The following is a 15571-nucleotide window of genomic DNA, read 5'->3' as shown; positions in this document are numbered from 1 at the left end:
GCCTGATATGAAGTTTGTGGACACCGATGTGTTGCGCATCGGCTACCAAGAGTGGAACCCGAGCGCGCAACGCACAGTGATTTTGCTGCATGGTTGGCCCGACAGTGTGCGCACTTGGTCAGGTGTGACGCCTGTGCTGGCAGCACAAGGATGGCGTGTGGTGGTGCCAGCCTTGCGGGGGTTTTCGCCCACACGGTTTTTGCACGCTGAGACGCCGCGCAGTGGGCAGATTTCTGCCTTGGGTCGTGATGTGCTGGATTTGATCGAGCGGCTGCACTTGAATCAACCGGCTTTGGTGGGCCATGACTGGGGTGCCCGGGCGGCCGCCAGCGCCTGTGCTTTGCAGCCGGGCGTGGCCAGCCACCTGGTCATGATGTCGGTGGCCTATGGCACCAATTTGCCATCACAAAATCTGTCGCTGACGCAGGTGCGCAACTATTGGTACCACTGGTTCATGGCCACGCCCAGGGGGCAACGAGAGGTGCGTGAACGGGGGCCTGCTTTTGCCAAAATCATGTGGGACACCTGGTCGCCCGCCGGTTGGTATGAAGAACAGGAATTCGATGCCACGGCCGAAGCTTTTGCCAACGACGACTGGCCAGAGGTGACGCTTCACTCTTACCAGCACCGCTGGGGTCATGCCCCGGGCGACCCGCTTTATGTCACTGAAGAAGAAGCCTTGAGCCGGGTCTCGCCCCTGGATGTGCCCACTTTGATGTTGCATGGCGGCGTGGATGGCGTGAACCCTGCGTCAACATCCGAGGGGCAAGCACCGCTTTTTCTCAACCGTTATGAGCGCAAGGTGCTGCCTGCGTGTGGGCATTTTCCGCAGCGTGAAGACCCTGTTCAAGTGGCCCAAGAACTGATCCGGTTTTTGGCCGCCTGAGAGCGGGGACCGATTAGCCACAGTCGTTGTGCGGGTGCACCTTGCACGGCTTTGGATTGTTCAGAGGCCCTTGCAGACCACTTGTTGGGCTTGGGCCGTGCTTTGCCGGTGGGGCAAAGGGGTGTTTTGCAGCCAGAGGGCCATGTCTTGCAAAGGCTCGCGCGTGCGCAGTTGGCGTGTCAGCAGATGCCAGCCCTCGGGGTAAACGACGACATCGGTCTTGCCCGGCTGTGGCACTGCTGTGTTCAGGTGCGTGAACCAATCACACACCGGTTGCGGCGGGATGATGCGGTCGCGCAGGCCGTACAGCACCAGCTTGCGTTGGGGTGGCAGGGCGGTTTGGCTTTGGGCGCGGCCCATGAGATCGGTGACCCCGGCCAGGCTGCCCACGCGGGTGGCTTTGATGAACAACGGGTCACTGCTCAAATCGCGAGAGACTTCGATGTCGTCGGTGGGGCGGATGCCCAGCGAGGGCAGGCCCCGGCCGGTAAAGACCATGTCAGGCGCCACCAGGTTCAGGGTGTACAGGCTCAGGCGTTGGTACCAAGGCATGCTGTTCGCACCCCAAACAGCGGGGGCTTTGAGGATGAGTTGGTCTGCAGCAAGACCTGGCGCTTCGCTGGCGGCCACCAGCACGACCGCGCCGCCCATGCTTTCACCCACCACCGTGAGGGGCAGTCCGGGGTGGCGCTCGCGCAGTCGGGCCGCGATGTGACGCACATCGGCCAGCAGCGTGTCAGCGCCGGGCCAGATGCCCGGCTGGGGGTTGGCACCAAAGCCGCGCTGGTCGTAGGCGTACACGGTGGCCTGCAGTTCGGCCACCAGGTGCTGGGCGAGCGGCTCAAAGGCTTTGCTGTAATCGTTGAAACCATGCACGCCCAGCACGATGTGCTGCGGCTGAGGGCTGAGCCAGAGCCTTCCGGAGAGGCTTTGGCCTGTGGGCAAGTCAAAGCGGGTGGCGGTGGATGGGACGGGAGGGTTGACCACGATTTTGTCGGGCATGACTGGCGTGAGGGCTTGCGGTGCGGAGACCGAGCAGGCGGCCAGCAGCGCGAGGCCAGCGGTGGCGAGGCTGCGCTGGAGAAGTTTGAGGGGCTGCAGCTTGGCTTTGTTCTCTGACACTCAAAGGCCTTTGAGTTTGTGCAGTGCTGCGTGCAAGGTTTCGTCGGTTTTGGCAAAGCAAAAGCGGATGACTTTTTGGTCAAAGCCGTTGCCATAAAAGGCCGACAGGGGGATCGCGGCCACGCCGATTTCAGCAGTGAGCCATTGGCAAAATTCGGCTTCGCTCAGGTTTTTTTCGGGCACTTGCAGGCCCGAGATATCGGCGCACTGAAAGTAGGTGCCTTCACCGGGCAAGAGCTTGAAGTGGGTTTGTGCCAGGCCTTGGCGAAACAGGTCGCGCTTGCGTTGGTAAAACGCGGGCAACTCCAAATAGGGGGCTGGGTCGGCCATGTAGCGTGCCAGGGCGTGTTGCATGGGGGTATTCACGGTGAAGACCATGAACTGGTGCACTTTGCGCAGCTCGGCGGTGTAGTCGGCCGGGGCGGCCACGGTGCCGACTTTCCAGCCCGTCACATGGTAAGTTTTGCCGAAGCTGGAGACGATGAAGGCGCGCGCAGCCAGGCCGTCGAAGTGCGCGGCGCTCCAATGCTGCAAGGGGGCGTAGACCATGTGTTCGTAGACCTCGTCGCTGATCAGCACCACATTGGTGGGGGACAGGATGTCTTGCAGTGTCAGCATTTCCTCGCGTGTCCAAACCATGCCGCTGGGGTTGTGCGGGGTGTTGATCAGGATGGCGCGGGTGCGCGGGCCGATGGCCGCGCGAATGCGATCGAAGTCTGGGCGAAAGCTGCCTGGAGTCAGGGGCACGCGTACCACGCGGCCACCGGCCAGTTCGATGTTGGGCACGTAGCTGTCGTAACAGGGTTCGAGCACGATGACTTCGTCGCCAGGGTGCACGATGGCCAAGATGATGGCGAGGATGGCTTGGGTGGCACCGGCGGTGACGGTGATCTCGCTGGCAGGGTTGTAGCGGCGGCCATACAGGGCTTCGATTTTGGCGGCCACGGCTTCGCGCAGCGGGGCCACGCCGGGCATGGGCGGGTATTGGTTATGGCCATCGCGCATGGCGTCATTGACCAAGTCGGTGAGTCTTGGGTCACACGGAAAGTCTGGAAAGCCCTGGCCGAGGTTGACGGCTTTTTTCTCGGCTGCCAGGGCGGACATGACGGTGAAGATGGTGGTGCCCATGTGGGGCGCCTTGGAGATGAGGGCGGGGCTGTTGGCGGTCATGAGTATGAGAACGGCGTTGGCGTTCAGAGTTCGTAATCGTTGACGTGGCCGGTCATGGCTTTGGCAATCAGCGGTGCGGTAAGTCGGTCACTCAGCAGTTCGGCAAATTGGTACACAAACTGTCGCAAGTAGGCCCCACGCTTGAAGGCCACGCGGGCCACGTTCATGCCCAGCAACTGGCCCAGGGGGCGCACGGCCAGGTCTTTGACGGGGTCGTCTTGCACGGCCATTTCGGCCACGATGCCGATGCCCAGGCCCAGCCGCACATAGGTTTTAATGACGTCGGAGTCGATGGCTTCGAGGGCAATGCGGGGCGTGATTTTTTTGGCCGCAAACGCCTGGTCGATGCGGCTTCGCCCTGTGAAAGAGGGGTGGTAGGTGATCAGTGGTTCGCTGGCGATGTCTTCGAGCGAGAGGTGGCTTTTGCTGGCCAGGGGATGGTCTAACGGCAGCACCAGCACGTGTTGCCACTCGTAGCAGGGCAGGGTCACCAGTTCTTCGTAAGCCGCCAGTGATTCGGTGGCGATACCGATCTCCGCTGTGTCGTCCAGCAGCATTTTGGCCACTTGGTCGGGTGCGCCCTGGTGCAGGCTGATGTTGACCTTGGGGTATTTGTCGCGCAGTTTGGCCACGGGCAAGGGCAGCACATAGCGGGCTTGCGTGTGGGTGGTGGCAATCGACAAAGTGCCGCTGTCCTGGGCGCTGTATTGCTCGCCGATTTTGCGCAGGTTGCTCACCTCGCGCAGGATCTGCTCGATGCTTTGCAGCACGTGCAGGCCGGGTTCGGTGATGCGTTTGAGACGTTTGCCATGACGGGCAAAGATCTCGATGCCCAACTCTTCTTCCAACTCGATGATGGCCTTGGACACCCCGGGCTGCGAGGTGTGCAGGGCTTTGGCGGTTTCGGTCAGGTTGAGGTTGCGTCGAGCGGCTTCCTGGACGAAGCGAAATTGGTGCAGGTTCATATGAAAATGGTTATATGGATGACCTGCATTATGCTTTATATGTCTGATCAAACCGATCCGGCCGCGATCTCGGCCATGAGTGCGGTCATGGCGGGGTGTTCACCGATGGCGGGCAAGAGTTCAAACGACATTTGCGGGTAGGCCTCGGTCAGGCCTTGCACCAGTTCGGGCAGGTCTTCGCGGGCGTGTCGGCCCACACCCAAAAACATGGGAACGATGCGCACACGGGCCACGCCTTGTTTCATCAGCACTTCCACGGTGTGGGACAAGTCAGGCGCGGTCAGCTCCAAAAAGGCGACGGCCACAGGCAGGCAAGGCTGTTGCGCTCGCATACGCTCGGCCACGGCGTCTATGGGCAAGCGCCACAGGGGGTCACGCGAGCCGTGGCCGAACAAAACCACGCCGCTGGGTTGAGTCATGGGGCTTGTCATCGTCTTAAAACCATCCACCAAAAGGCCGCCAGTGAGACGGCGCTGTAAATGAGCGCGGGTGCGGCCGAGGTCAGCAGGGGCTGCCAGTTGTTGAGGTTGCCGACATGGCTGAACACGCTGTTGAGCAGCGAAAAGCTGATGCCCGCGAGCACGCCTGCAAAAACGTGTCCGGCGATCTGCCCCGAGCGGAAATGCAAATAGGCGAAGGGCAGCGCCAGCGTCAGCATGACCAGGCAACTCAAGGGGTAAAACACTTTGCGCCAAAACTCGATTTCGTAGCGCTGGGCGTTCTGGTTGTTGGCCGAGAGGTGGCGCATGTAGCTGAACAATCCCCAAGTGCTCATGCGATCCGGGCTGAGCAAAGCGGCAGCCACCATGTCGTTGCTGATGTCGGTCGTCCAAACTTTGTTGGCAAGCTTGGTGGCACTGAATGGCTTGGGGTCGGCTGTGCTGGGCAAGAGGATCGATTTTTCTTCCACTTCGCTCAGCTGCCACTGGCCTGGCTGAATTTGAGCCTGCCGGGCTGTCGTGATGCTCAAAAGCTGGCCTTTTTCATTGAAGGTGTGAATGCGCACGTCTTGCATCTGCCGGATGCCGTCAAAGCGGCGCACGTTGACCGCGTATTGCTGGACACCCTGCTTCTCGCGCAACCACGCCCCGGTTTGGCCTGTCGTCAGTTGGCCCAGAAAAGGGGCCTTGAATTGCTGTGCCTGTCGCTCCGCCCAGGGCGCGGCGTAGTCGCCAAAAAAGAAGGTGATGGCCACAAATACCATTCCCAGCTTGAGCAGCGAGGAAAGTGCCATCCAGGGCTCCAGACCCCCTGTGCGCAAGATGGTGAATTCGGAACTTTGGGCCAGCCGCGCCATGACAAAGATGCTGCCAATCAGCACCGAGATCGGCAGCAATTCGTAAATGTGGTCAGGCGTTTTGAGGGCGATGAACAGCAGGGCGTGCTGCAACTGGTAACCCTGTGCATCATGCCGCGCGATGGCCTGCAGCTCGTCGACCAGGTCAAAAAACAAAAACAGGGCCAAAAAGCCCAGGGCCACAAAGACCACAGCGCGGATGATTTCACCGTAAAGCAGTCGGCGCACAGTTTTCATGCAGTGGCCTCCGGTTGGCGGATCACGGCTGGCAGGAGGTGCCGCCAGCTCCAGTTCATGTGGCGCAGACTCAGCCACAGCAAGGCCAGCGCCAAGACGGCGCCGTGCAGCATCAGCATGAAGGGCAAAGCACCGATGCGCCCCATGCTGATCCAGTTTTGACCCACGGTGAGCAGGTTGTAGTACGCCACAAACACAAACAGCGCTAAACCCAGGTGATAGCTGCGGCCAACCCGGGGGTTGACCGCAGAAAGCGCCAGTGCCAACAGAATCAAATTGATGGCGGTGAACAGCAGACCGATGCGCCAGGCCAGTTCGGCTCGGTTGGTGGGCGTGGGTTGTTCAAACAATTGCCAGGTGGTGCTTTGGCGGCTGTTGCGCACCGAATTGGGGGGCACAGAGTTGACATCAATCAGCAGTTGGTAGCGTTCAAACTGGGTCAGCCGGGTTTCGCCCGTGGCGACAACGGAGAGCCATTGTTGGCCGTTTTCCAAAAACAGGAAGCGGTCGGTGCCTACAAATTCGACCCGCCCGCGTGAGGCCGTCGTCACGCTTTCGAACTGCTCGTCACGGCTGGACACAAACACGTTATTGCCTGTCCGTTCGCCCGGGCTGTCCTTGTCAATGAAAAAGACCCGGTTGCCGCCTGAGGATTCTTGAAACTGGCCGGGCGCGATGCGCTCGACGTCGTTGCGTTTCTCAAAGCGTTGGCGCAGGTCCTGGATTTGCTGTTGGCTCCAGGGCCAAACAAACAGGGCCAGCAGGGTGATCACCAGCAAGATAGGCCAGGCAAAGCGAAACAGGGGCTGTATAAACTGGCCCAAGCCCTGGCCACTTGAAAACCAGATGACCATTTCACTTTCGCCATACATGCGCGATAAAGTGGCCACGCATGAAATGAACAGGCTCAAGGTGATGATGGTGGTCATCTGCCCCAGCACGCTGAAGCCCATGACCAGCATCACCTCGGATGGATTCACGCTGCCCCGGCTGGCCTGACCCAGGGTGCGGATCAGGATGATGGTCATCACGATGGTCACCAAAATGACCAGCGTGGCACCAAAATTGCGGGCAAGGTCTTTGCGTAATGAGGAATGGAATAACATTGGCGAAACAGGAAAACCCGAATTATGAACTTCGAATTTCAAAAGCTCTCTCTGTCTCATGCCATGACCGCTTCGGTGGACGCTCTGGTGGTGCTTTGGCCCAGCCAGGTCCAGCCCGATACCCAAGCGGTGGAGCCGGTCTCACGCTTGGTGGCCCAAGCCATTGCCCATGGTGATTTTGAACTCAAGGCCGGTGCCGTACTGAGTTTGTACAGCCAGCCTGGCATGGCCGCCCGGCACGTGGTGGTGGCCTGCAGTGCAGACCACCAGCCCGGGCAGATTCGCAGCGCCATGCAGGCCGCTTGGGGTGCGCTCAAGGCGGGCAAGATCAAACGTTTGGGGTTGCACGTGGTGGGTGAGGCGTCTGTTCAAGGCCTGAAAATGGCGCTCAGCACTCTGGCCGATGCCAGCTACAGCTACACCACCACCTTGAGCAAGCCCAAGGCCCGCACGCTCAAGCAGGTGCTGGTCAGCGCCACGCACGACAGGGTTGAACTGCGCCAGGCGGTGGTGCAGGCCCAAGCCCTGGTGGCCGGGGTCGAGTTGGCCAAGGAATGGGCCAATCGCCCGGCCAACCATGCCACGCCCACACATTTGGCAGAAACGGCCAAAAGCATTGCCTCAGGCCGCGCTTTCAAGTGCGAGGTGCTGGGCCCCAAAGAAGTGGCCAAACTGGGCATGGGCGCGTTCATGGCCGTGGCCCAGGGCGCAGCCGAGCCTTTGCGCTTCATTGTCATGCGCTACAACGGCGCGGCGGCCTCGCAGGCCCCGGTGGTGCTGGTGGGCAAGGGCATCACCTTTGACACGGGCGGTATTTCCATCAAGCCTGCGGCCGAGATGGACGAAATGAAATACGACATGGGCGGCGCGGCCAGTGTGCTGGGCGTGTTCAAGGCGCTGTCTGAGCTCAAGCCCCACATCAATGTGGTCGGCCTGATTCCAGCCACCGAAAACATGCCCGATGGCCTGGCCGTGAAGCCGGGCGATGTGGTGACCAGCATGAGCGGGCAGACCATTGAAATTTTGAACACCGATGCCGAGGGCCGTCTGGTGCTGTGTGATGCGCTGACCTATGCCGAGCGCTTCAAGCCTCAAGCCGTGATCGACATCGCCACCCTGACGGGCGCTTGTGTGATCGCGCTGGGCGCGGTGCGAACGGGCCTGTTTTCAAGCGACGACGCGCTGGCCCTGCAACTTCAGCACGCGGGCGAGGCCTCGGGCGACACGTGCTGGCGCATGCCTTTGGATGACGACTACGCCGAGGGTCTGAAATCGCGCTTTGCCGATGTGGCCAACGTGGCCGGCCGGGCAGCGGGCTCGGTCACTGCGGCCAAGTTTTTGCAGCGTTTTACCAAGAGCTTTGCCTGGGCACATCTGGACATCGCGGGCACCGCTTGGCGCAGCGGTGCGGCCAAGGGGGCCACAGGTCGCCCTGTGGGCTTGCTTTTGCAATACCTGCTGACCGCTGCGCAAGCGACGCCAGCGGCTAAATCCCATGGCAAATCCAAAGCTGCGGTCAAGTCGGGCGTGAAGGGCAAAGCCAGGACACGCGTTGCTGGCAAGGCTTGAGCTTTCAGATTGCACCAAGCCATTGGTAGACATGACCCGCATTGAGTTTCACTTCAATACTGGCGAACGGCTGCTGCACACTTGCCGCTTGCTGCGCAAGGCGCGTACTCAAAATTTGCGCATCGCGGTGGTCGGTGCCCCCGCCACGCTCAAGCAACTCGACGCCGAGCTGTGGCGCTTTCAGGATGTGTCATTTCTGGTGCATTGCACCGCCCAAGACGCCCCAGATGTGCAGCGGGCTTCGCCAGTGGCTCTTGGGCCGGATCCACACGCCTGGGGCATCGACGAGGTGTTGATGAACTTGGGCGATGAGGTGCCTTTGGGCTTTGACCGCTTTGCCCGCTTGATTGAGATTGTTTCCAACGACGAGCACGGTCGCGACCAAGCCCGGTTGCGTTGGAAGCATTACAAAAGCCTCGGTTACGAACTTTTACAACACGATTTGTCTAAGGTGGCCGACACATGACGCAAGCTCAAACCCCTTCTTCGAGTCCACCTGTCTCTCCTGATCAAATTCCGACTTTGACTCAGGACATGGCGTTGGCCCAAGTACCGCAGGCAGTGCATGTGGCGCTGGATGCGCGGGTCGCCGAGAAACAGGCCTTGATGGCCTTGTCTTCGGATCTGCTTGAAAATCTCCGCCCAGAAATTGAGCGTTTGGCGGCGGATTTGGTGCAAAGAACCTTGCAAAGTGTTTGGGACAAGCGCGCGCGGACCTTCCAAGATGCTGAGTCCTGATGTGACGTGAACACAGGTTTTTGTTTTTCCGGTGTCACACAAGCGCTTTTTTGCAGTATCTTTACGGCTTGCTTGATTGAAGCAAATTTATTTTTTCGGAGGTTCTATGAAATTTTCTGGTTCTCGTGCTTTGACCGTGGTGTCAGTTGCCGTTGCGGCAGTGGTTTTGGCCGCTTGCGGCAAAAAAGAGGTTGTATCGACCGAACTGGTCGTCAAAATCGGCCACGTGGGCCCTGTCAGCGGTGCCATCGCCCACTTGGGCAAGGACAACGAAAATGGTGCCCGCATGGCCATCGAAGAGCTGAACGCTGCAGGCCTGAAGATTGGCGACAAAACTGCCAAATTCGAGTTGCTGGCCGAAGACGACGCAGCCGACCCCAAGCAGGGCACCGCAGCAGCCCAAAAATTGGTTGACGCCAAAGTCAATGGCGTGATCGGTCACCTGAACTCGGGAACGACTATTCCCGCTTCGCAGTTGTACAACGGCGCTGGCATCCCCCAAATTTCTCCTTCGGCCACCAACCCCAAGTACACCCGTCAGGGTTACGCGGGCGCTTTCCGCGTGGTGGCTGACGACGTGCACTTGGGCGGCACGCTCGGCAAATACGCTGTCGAAACCCTCAAAGGCAAGAGCATCGCCGTGATCGACGACCGCACTGCCTACGGCCAGGGCGTGGCTGAAGAGTTCAAGAAAGCTGTGGCTGCGGCCGGTGGCGCTGTTGTGGGCCACGAGTTCACCACCGACAAAGCCTCTGACTTCAACGCCATCCTGACCACCCTGAAGGCCAAGAAGCCCGATATCGTGTTTTTTGGCGGTATGGACGCTGTGGCCGGTCCAATGTTGCGCCAGATGAAGTCCTTGGGCATCAATGCCAAGTTCATGGGCGGTGATGGCATTTGCACAGCCGAATTGGCCAAGTTGGCCGGTGACGCCATGAAAGACGAAGGCGTGGTCTGCGCTGAAGCCGGTGGCGTGGAAGGCGAGCAGAAAGTCGGCATGGACAAGTTCCGTGCAGACTTCAAAGCCAAGTACAACGCCGACGTGCAGGTGTATGCCCCTTACGTTTATGACGCCGTCAAGGTCATGGCGACTGCCATGGTCAACGCCGGTTCTGCCGACCCCGCCAAGTACCTGCCTGCTTTGAAAAGCATCAATTACAAAGGCGTGACCGGCAACATCGCTTTTGACGAAAAAGGCGACATCAAAAACGGCGCTTTGACATTGTTCACCTACAAAGGTGGCGAGCGTTCACAGATCGCCGTGGTTCGTTGACCGCTTGACCCCGAGGGATTCGGGGCCGGCAGGCGCAATTCGGTCAAACCGGTTGACGCCATGCACACTCCAAAAATGCCTGCACATGTGCAGGCATTTTTTTGTTCTGGCGACGCACAGGCAAGGGCCGGGTTTGCTGTCCTGGGGACTGCGGACGAACTCAGCTGCTGGGCTTTGCGGTCAAATTTTCAACGAACGATCGGATGTGGCGTCGCATGTCATCGGTGGCTGCATGGCTGCGACAAACCGCAAATGGGTTGTACACATTCATGGCTTTGCCACACTCGCCATCGACGGGGAGACCGGCCGCCCCTCTGTTCGCCGCGTCCCAGCCATGCGTCTGGTCGGGGTAATGATGCCATTGGGCCGCTGACGCCAATACCCGCTTCGGACACTCTGCGATCGGTGTCGCCGTGTCCTTGCCCCCCGTGAAAACGATCACAGGGGCTGTGTAGGGGGACAGCGTAGGGGCTGTCGGTGTGCCATGCGAAAAGCAGCCTGGATAAGCAGCGATGCCCCCGCGGTACAAGCCCTTCATGTGGCCACTGAGGAATGGGTCATCTGTAAAGGCCCTGAGAACGGTCCAGCCCCCTTGGCTGTCGCCCATGACAAACATTTGCCGCGCGTCCACTTTGTTCACGTCGCGCAGCCACTGGCCTGCTGCAATGACGTCAAGGGCACGCATGTTGGCGCCAAAACGCGTTCTGGTGGCCCAATTTTCATTTTGATCTCGGCTCCAGTAACTGTCGAGCACCAGAACATTTGCATGGAATGTGTCGCGGAACCAAAGTGCACTGGCGAAGTTGGTGGGCACCAGTCCATGACCGCCATGCACCACCACAAATGTTGGGCGGCCTGTTGCACCTTTGGGATGAGGCGTCCAACTCGCCAAGAGCAGCCCCTTGCCATCAAACGATGGAACCTGCGCCTTCATTTCCCCCAACTTGACCAAAGTGGTGTTGTTGTAAAGGCTGTATTGGGTGATTGGCCTCGCGGGTGCGCTTGAGACAGTGATCGGTGGCTGGAAAAACCCCACGTCAAAAGGTATGGTTTGGCAACCCGCAAGACAAGCAAATAACAACAGGACCGAGCGGACTGTGAATGTCATGGATGACTCCAATTCTGGGGCAACTACAAAGACCACCACCGATAAAACCGGCTCTGGGTGACCGCGACGGCTCAGGCCTCATGGGGATCATGGGGCTCAAAAAGCCAAGCCCAAATGATCCGACCATCGCAACCCCTCTAAAAAATCTAAAGCCATCAAATGACTGGACGCCTATTTTGAACCAATGACCGTGAAGGGGCGAAATTGCCGACCGCCTTAAAAATGGGGGGCTAGAAAAAGAAAAACGCGCCCGAAGGCGCGTTTTTAATGGGTTTTTGGCGGAGCAGGCGGGATTCGAACCCGCGGTGGGCTATTAACCCACACACGCTTTCCAGGCGTGCGACTTAAACCACTCATCCACCGCTCCGAAGGATGGGATTGTACCAGTGGAAAAACTGCTTTTCGCAGGCCCCCAGCAATTCTTGTGCAGGGGGTCAAGGCCAATAGTCGCAGCGGGTTTTTTGCCAATTTCTGATCTGTGTCGCTCAGCAGGGCCTTTTTGTCCTTAAACTTCGCCACAGTTTCAAATCCCTTTGACCTTTCTTTGGCGCACAGCCCCATCAGCCCATGAAATTTCGTTTCCCCATCGTCATCATTGACGAAGATTACCGCTCTGAAAACACTTCGGGCCTGGGTATCCGCGCTTTGGCAGACGCCATCGTGGTCGAAGGTTTTGAGGTCCTGGGGGTCACCAGCTACGGTGACTTGTCCCAGTTTGCGCAGCAGCAAAGCCGCGCCAGCGCCTTCATCCTGTCCATCGACGATGAAGAATTTTCTCCGGGTCCAGACTTGGACCCAGCGGTCATCAACTTGCGGGCCTTCATCGACGAAGTGCGCCGCAAGAACGCCGACGTGCCCATTTACATTTATGGCGAGACCAAAACCTCGCGCCATTTGCCCAACGATATCTTGCGAGAGCTGCACGGCTTTATTCACATGTTTGAAGACACGCCCGAGTTTGTGGCGCGCCACATCATTCGCGAGGCCAAGAGTTACCTAGAAGGCGTGCAGCCGCCGTTTTTCAAGGCGCTGCTTGATTACGCCGAAGACGGCTCTTATTCGTGGCACTGCCCCGGTCACTCCGGTGGCGTGGCTTTCCTCAAAAGCCCCGTGGGCCAGATGTACCACCAGTTTTATGGCGAGAACATGTTGCGCGCCGACGTGTGCAACGCCGTGGAAGAATTGGGCCAATTGCTGGACCACAACGGCGCCATTGGAGAGAGCGAACGCAATGCGGCGCGCATTTTCAACGCCGACCATTGCTTCTTCGTGACCAACGGCACCAGCACGTCCAACAAGATCGTCTGGCACCACACCGTGGCGCCCGGCGATGTGGTGGTGGTGGACCGCAATTGCCACAAATCCATCTTGCATTCGATCATCATGACCGGGGCCATTCCGGTGTTCATGAAGCCCACGCGCAACCACTTTGGCATCATCGGCCCGATTCCTAAAAGTGAGTTTGAGCCGGACGCCATCATGGCCAAGATCAAGGCCAACCCTTTGCTCAAGGGCGTGGACCCCAAAAAGGTCAAGCCGCGCGTGATGACGCTCACCCAGTCCACTTACGACGGCGTGCTGTACAACACCGAAACCATCAAGAGCATGCTGGACGGCTACGTCGAGAACTTGCACTTTGACGAGGCTTGGTTGCCCCACGCGGCCTTTCACCCGTTTTATGGTCCTTACCACGCGATGGGCAAAAAACGCGCCCGCCCGAAAGAGTCGGTGGTGTACGCCACGCAATCCATCCACAAGTTGCTCGCGGGCATCAGCCAAGCCAGCCATGTGCTGGTGCAAGATGCGCAAAACACCAAGCTGGACAGGCACTTGTTCAACGAGGCGTACCTGATGCACACCTCGACCAGTCCTCAATACAGCATCATTGCCAGCTGCGATGTGGCCGCCGCCATGATGGAGCCACCCGGCGGCACTGCGCTGGTGGAAGAAAGCATTGCTGAAGCGCTGGATTTCCGCCGCGCCATGCGCAAGATCGACGCCGAGTACGGCAAAGACTGGTGGTTCAAGGTCTGGGGCCCGGAAAAATATGCTGAAGAAGGCATTGGCCGTGCCGACGACTGGATCTTGCACAACGATCCACGCAAGAAATCGAGCAAATGGCACGGCTTTGGGAACCAATTGGCCGACGGCTTCAACATGTTGGATCCGATCAAGTCGACCATCGTGACACCGGGTTTGGATTTGGATGGCAAGTTTGACAAGACCGGCATTCCAGCATCCATCGTCAGCAAGTTCTTGACCGAGCATGGCGTGGTGGTGGAGAAGACGGGCTTGTACAGCTTTTTCATCATGTTCACCATCGGCATCACCAAGGGTCGCTGGAACTCGTTGCTCACGGCTTTGCAGCAGTTCAAGGACGAATACGCCAAGAACCAACCGATGTGGAAAATCATGCCGGAGTTCTGCCAAAAACACCCGCGATATGAGCGCATGGGCTTGCGCGATTTGTGTCAGCATGTGCATGAGATGTATGCCAAGTACGACATCGCTATTTTGACCACCGACATGTATTTGTCAGACTTGGCTCCCGCCATGCGCCCTTCTGATGCTTATGCCCACATTGCCCAACGCAAGACCGAGCGGGTGGAAATTGACCACTTGGAAGGCCGTGTCACTGTCGGTCTGGTCACGCCTTACCCTCCGGGCATTCCGTTGTTGATTCCCGGCGAAGTCTTCAACAAGAAGATCGTGGATTACCTCAAGTTCGCCCGCGAGTTCAATGAGAAGTGCCCGGGTTTTGAGACCGACATTCATGGTCTGGTGGAGATCAAGGACGACGATGGCAAGACACGGTACTTTGCGGATTGCGTGAAGGCCTGACCCTTCTCTGGGTCTGTGGCTCTAGGGTCTTTGGGGCATGAGAGGGCAGGTGAGTTGGGGCCCTGTGCGGGAATTCAGAGGCGCTTCGCTTTGCCACATCGCCCCCGCACAGTGCCCCAACTCACCTGCGGGGGAGCATTGAAAAAAGCGGCTGATGCCGCTTTTTTCAAATCCAGGAGATGTTTGTTCTATCCCACTTTTTATGGCCAGTGGCCGACCGCTGATGGTTGAACCAGTCCGTGCGCTCAAGCAGTCTTGCCACGTTCACCTGGCCCAAGACCCCAATAACAACCACTTAGCCTGAGGGCAGGTGGGCGCTGAACCGGGCGATTTGGCGAGCGAAGCGAGTTATGAGCCCGGGCAGCGCCCGCCTCGCCTCAGGCGGTCTTTGCAGAAGTTGAAGCCTGGCTTTCCAAGCTTCAACCAAAGAAAAACATCAAGTCGCAGCCGCTGGCTCCGCAATCCCGCCGACCACCTGGCTGAAACCACCGTCCACATAGGTGATCTCGGCCGTCACGCCCGCAGCCAAGTCGCTCAGCATGAACGCGGCCACATTGCCCACATCCTCAATCGTCACGTTGCGGCGAATGGGTGAGGCCTCGGCCACCACCGACAAAATCTTGCCAAAACCCTTGATGCCACTGGCGGCCAGCGTCTTGATGGGACCGGCCGAGATGCCGTTGGCACGCAGGCCACGGTTTTGGCTGCCCAACGATTCTGCCAGGTAGCGCACCGAAGCTTCCAGGCTGGCTTTGGCCAAGCCCATGGTGTTGTAGTTGGGCACGGTGCGGATCGCGCCGAGGTACGTCAGGGTCAACACAGCCGACTTGTCATTCAAGTAGGGCAGGGCTGCTTTGGCCATGGCCGGGAAGCTGTAGGCGCTGATGTCGTGCGCGATCTTGAAACCTTCACGCGACAAGCCGTCGAGGAAGTCGCCCGCAATGGCTTCACGCGGGGCATAGCCGATGGCGTGCACAAAACCGTCAAATTTGGGCCAAGTGGCCGACAGGTCGCTGAAGAGTTTTTCAATTTGTTCGTCGCTGCCAACGTCGCAATCAAAAATCAGCTTGGAGTCGAAATCGGCCGCGAACTCGGTGATGCGGTCCTTGAAGCGCTCACCCACATAACTGAACGCCAGCTCGGCGCCTTGTGCATGGCAGGCCTTGGCAATGCCGTAAGCGATCGAGCGGTTGGACAGCACCCCGGTGATCAGCAACTTTTTGCCTGCCAAAAAACCTGTTTTTATCGTCATCTCTTCA

14 protein-coding genes and 1 tRNA gene are annotated in these 15571 nt (G+C 58.8%); 6 read left to right on the top strand and 9 right to left on the bottom strand.

Translation table 11 applies throughout. The annotated features are described in order from the left end of the window. The coding region (locus tag ACIQ47_RS04875) for an alpha/beta fold hydrolase (protein ID WP_396437098.1) at window positions 1-886 on the top strand (886 nt) is incomplete at its 5' end. A gap of 60 nt (window positions 887-946) precedes the next feature. Here ACIQ47_RS04875 and ACIQ47_RS04870 read toward each other — a convergent pair. Genes ACIQ47_RS04870 through lptF form a run of 6 tightly spaced genes read right to left on the bottom strand, consistent with a single transcriptional unit; the run spans window position 947 to window position 6783 of the window. After that, window positions 947-2008 carry an alpha/beta fold hydrolase gene (locus ACIQ47_RS04870; protein ID WP_396437097.1) on the bottom strand — a complete coding sequence of 354 codons (1062 nt, stop codon included), beginning with the start codon at window positions 2006-2008 and terminating at the stop codon, window positions 947-949. Further along, on the bottom strand, window positions 2009-3178 hold the full coding sequence (locus ACIQ47_RS04865) for a pyridoxal phosphate-dependent aminotransferase (RefSeq protein ID WP_396437096.1): 1170 nt from the start codon (window positions 3176-3178) through the stop codon (window positions 2009-2011). Between the two features lie 23 nt (window positions 3179-3201). After that, window positions 3202-4143 (bottom strand): CysB family HTH-type transcriptional regulator, encoded by a 942-nt coding sequence (locus tag ACIQ47_RS04860; protein WP_396437095.1) that lies wholly within the window; start codon window positions 4141-4143, stop codon window positions 3202-3204. A 47-nt stretch (window positions 4144-4190) separates the two neighbouring features. Beyond that, window positions 4191-4562 carry a sirohydrochlorin chelatase gene (locus ACIQ47_RS04855; protein WP_396437094.1) on the bottom strand — a complete coding sequence of 124 codons (372 nt, stop codon included), beginning with the start codon at window positions 4560-4562 and terminating at the stop codon, window positions 4191-4193. 8 nt (window positions 4563-4570) lie between these two features. Further along, window positions 4571-5677, bottom strand: a complete 1107-nt coding sequence (gene lptG, locus ACIQ47_RS04850; RefSeq protein WP_396437093.1) for an LPS export ABC transporter permease LptG — start codon at window positions 5675-5677, stop codon at window positions 4571-4573. Next, window positions 5674-6783 carry an LPS export ABC transporter permease LptF gene (lptF, locus tag ACIQ47_RS04845; protein ID WP_396437092.1) on the bottom strand — a complete coding sequence of 370 codons (1110 nt, stop codon included), beginning with the start codon at window positions 6781-6783 and terminating at the stop codon, window positions 5674-5676. Before lptF ends, lptG begins: the two co-directional genes overlap by 4 nt. Window positions 6784-6807: 24 nt before the next feature. Here lptF and ACIQ47_RS04840 point away from each other — a divergent pair, with 24 nt between their 5' ends. The 4 genes from ACIQ47_RS04840 to ACIQ47_RS04825 all read left to right on the top strand — a co-directional run bounded on the left by ACIQ47_RS04840 (window position 6808) and on the right by ACIQ47_RS04825 (window position 10363). Continuing rightward, the gene (locus ACIQ47_RS04840; protein ID WP_396437091.1) at window positions 6808-8352 is read left to right on the top strand and encodes a leucyl aminopeptidase; all 1545 of its coding nucleotides are present in this window, start codon (window positions 6808-6810) and stop codon (window positions 8350-8352) included. Between the two features lie 31 nt (window positions 8353-8383). Continuing rightward, window positions 8384-8818 carry a DNA polymerase III subunit chi gene (locus ACIQ47_RS04835; protein WP_396437090.1) on the top strand — a complete coding sequence of 145 codons (435 nt, stop codon included), beginning with the start codon at window positions 8384-8386 and terminating at the stop codon, window positions 8816-8818. Between the two features lie 68 nt (window positions 8819-8886). Further along, window positions 8887-9090: a hypothetical protein gene (locus tag ACIQ47_RS04830; protein WP_396437089.1), complete on the top strand. Its 204-nt coding sequence runs from the start codon at window positions 8887-8889 to the stop codon at window positions 9088-9090. 106 nt (window positions 9091-9196) lie between these two features. Then, window positions 9197-10363 (top strand): branched-chain amino acid ABC transporter substrate-binding protein, encoded by a 1167-nt coding sequence (locus ACIQ47_RS04825; RefSeq protein WP_396437088.1) that lies wholly within the window; start codon window positions 9197-9199, stop codon window positions 10361-10363. 160 nt (window positions 10364-10523) lie between these two features. Here ACIQ47_RS04825 and ACIQ47_RS04820 read toward each other — a convergent pair whose 3' ends face one another. Both ACIQ47_RS04820 and ACIQ47_RS04815 read right to left on the bottom strand, forming a co-directional pair. Continuing rightward, window positions 10524-11048, bottom strand: coding sequence for a hypothetical protein (locus tag ACIQ47_RS04820; RefSeq protein ID WP_396437087.1), 525 nt, complete (start codon window positions 11046-11048; stop codon window positions 10524-10526). A gap of 699 nt (window positions 11049-11747) precedes the next feature. After that, window positions 11748-11838, bottom strand: a tRNA-Ser gene (locus ACIQ47_RS04815). 200 nt (window positions 11839-12038) lie between these two features. On the opposite strand from ACIQ47_RS04815, the gene ACIQ47_RS04810 reads away from it, so the two are divergent. Beyond that, window positions 12039-14312, top strand: coding sequence for an Orn/Lys/Arg decarboxylase N-terminal domain-containing protein (locus ACIQ47_RS04810; RefSeq protein WP_396437086.1), 2274 nt, complete (start codon window positions 12039-12041; stop codon window positions 14310-14312). Window positions 14313-14748: 436 nt separating this feature from the next. On the opposite strand, the gene fabI is transcribed toward ACIQ47_RS04810, so the two are convergent. Continuing rightward, on the bottom strand, window positions 14749-15564 hold the full coding sequence (gene fabI, locus ACIQ47_RS04805) for an enoyl-ACP reductase FabI (protein ID WP_396437085.1): 816 nt from the start codon (window positions 15562-15564) through the stop codon (window positions 14749-14751). Window positions 15565-15571: the final 7 nt, after the last annotated feature.

This window comes from Limnohabitans sp., from assembly GCF_044373035.1.
In the GTDB taxonomy this organism is placed as follows: Bacteria; Pseudomonadota; Gammaproteobacteria; order Burkholderiales; family Burkholderiaceae_C; genus Limnohabitans_A.
This window is presented reverse-complemented; position numbering and strand designations above follow the sequence as displayed.

What these genes read in the sequence shown, in the direction of transcription:
- ACIQ47_RS04865 (WP_396437096.1), bottom strand. Translation starts at nt 3,178, where the DNA reads ATGACCGCCAACAGCCCCGCCCTCATCTCCAAGGCGCCCCACATGGGC.
- ACIQ47_RS04860 (WP_396437095.1), bottom strand. Translation starts at nt 4,143, where the DNA reads ATGAACCTGCACCAATTTCGCTTCGTCCAGGAAGCCGCTCGACGCAAC.
- ACIQ47_RS04855 (WP_396437094.1), bottom strand. Translation starts at nt 4,562, where the DNA reads ATGACTCAACCCAGCGGCGTGGTTTTGTTCGGCCACGGCTCGCGTGAC.
- lptG (WP_396437093.1), bottom strand. Translation starts at nt 5,677, where the DNA reads ATGAAAACTGTGCGCCGACTGCTTTACGGTGAAATCATCCGCGCTGTG.
- lptF (WP_396437092.1), bottom strand. Translation starts at nt 6,783, where the DNA reads ATGTTATTCCATTCCTCATTACGCAAAGACCTTGCCCGCAATTTTGGT.
- ACIQ47_RS04840 (WP_396437091.1), top strand. Translation starts at nt 6,808, where the DNA reads ATGAACTTCGAATTTCAAAAGCTCTCTCTGTCTCATGCCATGACCGCT.
- ACIQ47_RS04835 (WP_396437090.1), top strand. Translation starts at nt 8,384, where the DNA reads ATGACCCGCATTGAGTTTCACTTCAATACTGGCGAACGGCTGCTGCAC.
- ACIQ47_RS04830 (WP_396437089.1), top strand. Translation starts at nt 8,887, where the DNA reads ATGGCGTTGGCCCAAGTACCGCAGGCAGTGCATGTGGCGCTGGATGCG.
- ACIQ47_RS04825 (WP_396437088.1), top strand. Translation starts at nt 9,197, where the DNA reads ATGAAATTTTCTGGTTCTCGTGCTTTGACCGTGGTGTCAGTTGCCGTT.
- ACIQ47_RS04820 (WP_396437087.1), bottom strand. Translation starts at nt 11,048, where the DNA reads ATGCGTGCCCTTGACGTCATTGCAGCAGGCCAGTGGCTGCGCGACGTG.
- ACIQ47_RS04810 (WP_396437086.1), top strand. Translation starts at nt 12,039, where the DNA reads ATGAAATTTCGTTTCCCCATCGTCATCATTGACGAAGATTACCGCTCT.
- fabI (WP_396437085.1), bottom strand. Translation starts at nt 15,564, where the DNA reads ATGACGATAAAAACAGGTTTTTTGGCAGGCAAAAAGTTGCTGATCACC.